This is a genomic window from Zoogloea oryzae (assembly GCF_030161255.1).
Taxonomy (GTDB): domain Bacteria; phylum Pseudomonadota; class Gammaproteobacteria; order Burkholderiales; family Rhodocyclaceae; genus Zoogloea; species Zoogloea oryzae.
In genome coordinates this window covers 40593-47090 of record NZ_BSPX01000037.1, presented here as the reverse complement: position 1 = coordinate 47090, position 6498 = coordinate 40593, and the positions used below count along the sequence as shown (strand labels likewise).

At 71.8% G+C, this 6498-nt stretch carries 5 protein-coding genes; 4 read left to right on the top strand and 1 reads right to left on the bottom strand.

Translation table 11 applies throughout. From position 1 onward, the window contains the following. The 4 genes from QQK25_RS13075 to QQK25_RS13060 all read left to right on the top strand — a co-directional run. Nucleotides 1-999: enoyl-CoA hydratase-related protein (locus QQK25_RS13075; RefSeq protein ID WP_284188300.1), on the top strand; the 999-nt coding region annotated here is incomplete at its 5' end. After that, the gene (locus QQK25_RS13070) at nt 999-2489 is read left to right on the top strand and encodes a sigma-54-dependent transcriptional regulator (RefSeq protein ID WP_284188299.1); all 1491 of its coding nucleotides are present in this window, start codon (nt 999-1001) and stop codon (nt 2487-2489) included. The genes QQK25_RS13075 and QQK25_RS13070, both read left to right, overlap by 1 nt. Continuing rightward, the gene (locus QQK25_RS13065) at nt 2486-3481 is read left to right on the top strand and encodes an NADH-quinone oxidoreductase subunit B family protein (protein WP_284188298.1); all 996 of its coding nucleotides are present in this window, start codon (nt 2486-2488) and stop codon (nt 3479-3481) included. Before QQK25_RS13070 ends, QQK25_RS13065 begins: the two co-directional genes overlap by 4 nt. 183 nt (nt 3482-3664) lie before the next feature. Beyond that, entirely contained in the window at nt 3665-5080 is a 1416-nt protein-coding gene (locus QQK25_RS13060; RefSeq protein ID WP_284188297.1) for a nickel-dependent hydrogenase large subunit, read from the top strand. Nucleotides 5081-5564: 484 nt separating this feature from the next. Here QQK25_RS13060 and QQK25_RS13055 read toward each other — a convergent pair whose 3' ends face one another. Further along, nucleotides 5565-6494: an SH3 domain-containing protein gene (locus QQK25_RS13055; protein ID WP_284188296.1), complete on the bottom strand. Its 930-nt coding sequence runs from the start codon at nt 6492-6494 to the stop codon at nt 5565-5567. Nucleotides 6495-6498: the final 4 nt, after the last annotated feature.

Below are 6498 nucleotides of genomic sequence, written 5' to 3'. Positions count from 1 at the left end.
CTGCGCGCCACTCGCGACGGCGCGGTGTGGATCGGCCACGTGAAGCGCCCCGGCGGCATCAAGCTGCCGGCCACCGTCGCCTTCGCGGCCGAGGCTGCCAAGCTGCCCGAGCGCCCGGCGCCGCTCATGCGCGACGCCGCCGACTGGGGCGAGCTGCGCTACAGGGAGGCGGGCGCCGTGGGCGTGCTGTCCTTCGACTTCTACAACGGTGCGATGGCCACCGATCAGTGCCGACGCCTCATCGATGCCATCGACTTCGCCCGCAGCCGGCCCACCCGCGTGCTGGTGCTGGAGGGCGGGGCGGATTTCTGGTCCAACGGCATCCACCTGGGCCGCATCGAGGCCGCGCAGCAGGCCGGCGGTTCGGCGGCGGATGAATCCTGGGCCAACATCAACGCGATGGACGACGTGTGCCTCGCCATCCTGCAGCTCACCGACCGCCTCACGGTGGCGGCAATGCGCGGCAATGCCGGCGCCGGCGGCTGCTTCCTGGCGCTGGCGGCCGACCACGTGTGGGCGCGCGAGGGCGTCATCCTCAACCCCCACTACAAGAACATGGGCAACCTGTACGGCTCCGAGTACTGGACCTACCTGCTGCCGCGCCGGGTGGGCGATGCCGCCGCCCGGGCGATCATGGCCGAACGCCTGCCGCTGGGCGCCACCCGCGCCGCAAGAACAGGCCTGATCGACGCCGCCTTCGGCGCCGACCGCCCGGCCTTCGAGGCCGAGATGCTGGCCCGCGCCCAGGCGCTGGCCGCCGCGCCCGACTACGCCGAGCACCTCGCCGCCAAGCAGGCGAGACGTGCGGCTGACGAAGCCGCCAAACCCCTCTCCGCCTACCGGGACGAAGAACTCGCCCGGATGCGCCGCAACTTCTACGGCTTCGACCCCAGCTACCACGGGGCACGCTACCATTTCGTGATGAAGAGCCCCCAGTCCTGGACGCCGCGCCACCTCGCCCGGCACCGGGATCGCGCCGGGGCCAGCCCAGCCAAGTGATGAACAACCCGATCAAACCCGCCGCCCGATTGCCGTCCGTGCTGGTGGTGGACGACGAAGTCCGCTCCCAGGAAGCCCTGCGCCGTACCCTCGACGAGGAGTTCGAGGTCTTCACCGCATCCTCCGCCGAGGACGCCTGGAAGATCCTCGAGCGCGAGACGGTGCAGGTGCTGCTGTGCGACCAGCGCATGCCCGGCGAATCCGGCGTGTCCTTCCTCAAGCGGGTGCGTGAGCAGTGGCCCGACGTGGTGCGCATCATCATCTCGGGCTACACCGACTCGGAAGACATCATCGCCGGCATCAACGACGCAGGGATCTACCAGTACCTGCTCAAGCCCTGGCAGCCCGACAACCTGCTGATGGCCATGCGCAACGCCGCAGAGCTGCACCGCCTGCAGGCCGAGAACCAGCGCCTGAGCCTGGAGCTGCGCACCACCGGCCCGGTGCTCAAGAAGCGCGTCGAGATGAAGTACGAGCGGGTGAAGCGCGAGTTCGGGCTCGACGGCCTCACCCGCGCGCCCGACAGCCCCCTCAACCCGGTGTGCGACCTGATCGCCCAGGTGGCGCCGTTTGATCTGTCGGTGCTCATCTCCGGCGAATCCGGCACCGGCAAGGAGATGATCGCGCGCGCCATCCACTACCGCAGCCGCCGCGCCGACAAGGCCTTCGTGGTGGAAAACTGCGGCGCGCTGCCCGACGAGCTGCTGGAGGCCGAGCTGTTCGGCTACAAGCGCGGCGCCTTCACCGGCGCCTATGAAGACCGCACCGGCCTGTTCCAGCAGGCGGATGGCGGCACGCTGTTCCTCGACGAGATCGGCGAGACCTCGCCGGCCTTCCAGGTCAAGCTGCTGCGGGTGCTGCAGGAGGGCGAGTTCCGCCCCCTGGGCAGCCCGCGCCCGGTGACGGTGGATGTGCGGGTGATCGCCGCCACCAACCGCGATCTGGAAACCGAGGTGCGCGAAGGACGCTTCCGCGAGGATCTGTACTACCGCCTCGCCATCGTGCCGATCCACGTTCCGCCGCTGCGCGAGCGGCCGATGGACATCCCGCTACTGGCCGAGCGCCTGCTCGAAGCCAGCCGCCGCGCGCTGGGCAAGGACACCGACGGTTTCACCGCCGAGGCGCTGGCCTGCCTGTCGGCCTACCGCTGGCCGGGCAACGTGCGCGAACTCCAGAACGCCATCCTGCGCATGCTGGCGCTGGCCACCGAGCCGCGGCTGCGCGCCCACCTGCTGGCGCCCCGGGTGCTCCAGGCCGGCGCCGCCGGCCGCCCCGACGCGCCGCTGGACGCGCTCGCCGCGGTGGGCTTCTCCGGCACCCTGCAGGAGCGCGTCGATGCGCTGGAAGCCCGCGTGCTCAAGGAGACCCTGATCCGCCTGCGCTGGAACAAGACCCGCGCCGCCAACGAGCTGGGCCTGTCCCGCGTGGGCCTGCGCGCCAAGCTGGCCCGCTTCGGCCTCGACGGCGGCAAGGGAGGAGACGACGAATGAACCTCCTGTGGCTCCAGTCCGGCGGCTGCGGCGGCTGCACCATGTCGCTGCTGTGCTCCAGCGCGCGGGACGTGCTGGGGCTGCTCGGTTCGGCCGGCATCACCCTCGCCTGGCATCCGTCGCTGTCCGAGGCCTCGGGCGACGAGGTGCGCGCGCTGCTGGCCGAGTTCGAATCCGGCGCCCGGCCGCTGGACCTGCTGTGCGTCGAAGGCTCGCTCCTCACTGGCCCCAACGGCAGCGGGCGCTTCCACATGCTGGCGGGCACCGGCCGGCCGATGATCGACTGGGTGAAAAGCCTCGCCACCCGCGCCCGCTACACCCTGGGCGTGGGCACCTGCGCGGCCTACGGGGGCATCACCGCGGCGGGCAACAACCCGGCCGGCGCCATCGGCCTGCAATACGACGGCGACCACCGGGGCGGCCTGCTGGGGGCCGACTACCGCTCGGCCGCCGGCCTGCCGGTGATCAACGTGGCCGGCTGCCCGACCCACCCGGACTGGGTCACCGACACCCTGCTGGCCCTCGCCCTCGGGCAGTTCGGCGAGGCCGACCTGGACGCCCTCGGCCGGCCGCGCTTCTACGCGGACCAGCTGGTGCATCACGGCTGCAACCGCAACGAGTTCTACGAGTTCAAGGCCAGCGCCGAGAAGCCCGGCGACCTGGGCTGCATGATGGAGCACCTGGGCTGCAAGGGCACCCAGGCCCACGCCGACTGCAACACCCGCCCGTGGAACGGCGCCGGCTCGTGCACCAACGGCGGCTACCCGTGCATCAGCTGCACCGAGCCGGGCTTCGAGTCGCCGGGCCATGCCTTCGACCGCACGCCCAAGGTGGCCGGCATCCCCATCGGGCTGCCGTCCGACATGCCCAAGGCGTGGTTCGTGGCGCTGGCCGCGCTGTCCAAGTCGGCCACCCCGGCGCGGGTGCGCCAGAACGCGGTGGTCGAAACGCCGTTGCTCGCGCCGGCCATCCGCAAGACGGGGCTGAAGTGAACGACGCCCCTCAACGCGCCTGGGGTGCGGAGGCCCGGCTTTGCATGGCCGGGCCGTTCGGCAGGCATGGCGCAGTGCGCCATGAGTTCCCTGCCTCACCCCTCCACTTGGGGGCGGGCCAGCCGCTTCGGGGCGGCCGTGCGCGGCCGGCCCCGGTGGCGCTCAGGCAACGGGAGTGCTGAAATGAATCGTGTGGTGGTGGGGCCCTTCAACCGTGTCGAGGGCGACCTGGAGGTGAGCCTCGATTTCGAGGACGGCCGGGTGGCGGCGGCTTACGTCAATTCGCCGCTGTTCCGGGGCTTCGAGCAGATCCTGATCGGCCGCGAGCCGATGGACGCGCTAGCCATCGTGCCGCGCATCTGCGGCATCTGCTCGGTGTCCCAGTCGGCGGCGGCCGCGGCGGCGCTGGCCGATCTGGCCGGCGTGCGGCCCACGCCCAACGGCCAGCGGGTGAGCAATCTGGTGCTGGCGGCCGAGAACCTGGCCGACCACTTCACCCACTTCTACCTCTTCTTCACGCCGGATTTCGCGCGGGACGCCTATCGCGGCCGGCCGTGGTTCGACGCCGCCGCGGCGCGCTTCAAGGCCACCACCGGCAGCGCCACCGCCGATGCCCTGCCGGCCCGGGCGGCCTTTTTGCAGATCATGGGCAGCCTGGCCGGCAAGTGGCCCCACAGCATGACGCTGCAGCCCGGCGGCGTGGCCCGGGCGCCGCAGATGGCCGAGCGGCTGCGGGTCTTCGCGGCGCTGCGGGAGTTTCGCGCGTGGCTGGAGCGGCGGCTGTTCGGCGACCGGCTGGAGGCCATCGCCGGCATCGATTCGGTTGCCGCCCTGCGCCGCTGGATGGACGCCCGGCCGGCCACGGCCAGCGACTTCCGGCTGTTCCTCGCCATTGCCGAAGACCTGAAACTCGCCCAGATCGGCCGTGCCACCGACCGCTTCCTCAGCCACGGCGCCTATCCCAAGGACGCCGGCTGGCTCTTCCCGCGCGGCGTGCTCGATCTGCCCGCCGGCGCGCTGCAGCCTTTCGAGCCCGGCGATGTGCTGGAGGCCGACGTGCCGCGTCATCCCTCCGAAGGCGACACCCGCCCCGTCGAGCACAAGGACGGCGCCTACACCTGGTGCAAGGCGCCCCGCTGGCAGGGGCAGGTGGCCGAATGCGGCGCGCTGGCCCGTCAGGTGGTGGCCGGCCACCCGCTGATCCGCGAACTGGTGATGGAAAACGGCGGCAACGTGGCGAGCCGCGTGATCGCCCGTCTGCTGGAGCTGGCGCTGGTGGTGCCGGCGATGGAGCAGTGGCTCACGGCGCTGGACGACGGGCCGTTCTGCGAGCAGGTGGTGCTGCCCACCGACGGCCGCGGCTGCGGGCTGGTGGAGGCCGCCCGGGGCGCGCTGGGCCACTGGCTGACGGTGCGTGGCGGCCACATCGTGCGCTACCAGATCATCGCGCCCACCACCTGGAACTTCTCCCCCCGCGACGCCGCCGGCACCCCCGGCGCGCTGGAGCAGGCGCTGGTCGGCCTGCCGGAAGCCGCGCCGCTGCTGGTGCAGCACGTGGTGCGGAGTTTCGACCCCTGCATGGTGTGTACCGTCCACTAGCTTCAGCGTTCGTCCATCCGCGCCGCGCGATTGATCTGCGCGGGCGAGGCTGCCTTCAGGGGCGTTGCCTACCGTCGAGCCGTGCCCGACCTCGCGGGAGCCGACCTTGAGTAATGGCTCATCGACATCGGCTCCCGTTGCCCCCCAACGACCCTGTCCGCCACCCCCCGAGGGGGTCGCAGCCACCCTCATTCCGACTCATTTTTAGGCAGCGTCGGGTTGCGTCGAGGCGAAATCGGCTGGGCCGAAGCCGAAGTCGATGAGCGTTTCTACCCGCAGGGGGTTGGCGGCACCCCCTCGGGGGTCGGATTTCATCGACGTCGGGTGAAATTTCATCAAGCCCGGGTTGGCCGACGTCGGCTTCGATGGGCCGTCACCCGTGCCCGGTGGGCGATTCCCCGGCCAAGCCTGCGGCCGACCCCCCGCGGGCATTTCCGCCCGTCGCCATCGGTGCAGGAAAGGTCAAGGCCGCGGGCCGCAAGCTTCAGCGTTCGTCCATCCGCCCGCCGAAGCGGTTGCGCGGCCCGTCGCCGCCACGCGGCTGGGGTTGGGCCTGGGGTTGCTGAGGCTGGGGCGGCGGGGTGAAGCGGTTTTCCTGGCGGGGCGGTTGCGGTGGCGCAACCTGTGGGGCGACGGGGGCCGGCGCAGGTGCAGGCACGAAGCGGGGCGGGGCGGGCTGCTGTTGGGCGCCGTCGTTACGCCGGTCGCGGTTGTCGTCCGGGCGGGGATTGAAGTTGCGGCCGGGTTCCTGGCGGAACTGGGGCGGTTGCTGGGGGGGCTGTTGGGGCGTCGGTGCGGCCTGGGGCATGTCGCCCCGGTTGAAATCCCGGCGCGGGGGCTGGTCGTTGCCGCGCCAGCGGTCGTCACGCCGATCGCCCCACCGGTCGTCTCGCCGATCGTCACGGGGCGGCATGCCCGGCTGCACCCAGCGGGGCGGGTAGGGCGCCTGCCAGGTGTCACGGGGATGGGGTGCCGGCGGGGGGATGAAGCGCGGCGCGTGCTGCTGCTGGCGCCAGCGGTATTCGTCGAACCACGGCTGGTGGCGGTAGTGACGGCCCCAGTAGTCGCCAATGAAGAAGGTGACGAGGGGAATCCCCAGGGACGGCCCGTAATCCGGCACCGGCAGGGCGTTGCCCATCCAGCCGTAGGCCAGGCTCGGCCCGTAGGCCCAGCCGCGCAGGCCGTCCTGCAGCATCACGTCGCACCACATGTAATCGGCCAGGCAGCCGATTACGCTCACCTCCAGCCCCGGATAAACCGCGGCAATCACCGGGTAGTCCGGCGCCGGGCCGGCGAAGAGCTGGGCGGGCTGGGTGATGATGGCGTTCTGCGCGGCGGCGGTGAGGGGCAGGAGCAGGGCGGCGCTGCCCGCCAGGACGGCGAGGGGGCGGCGCAGGGAGGACAGGCTGGGCATGGCG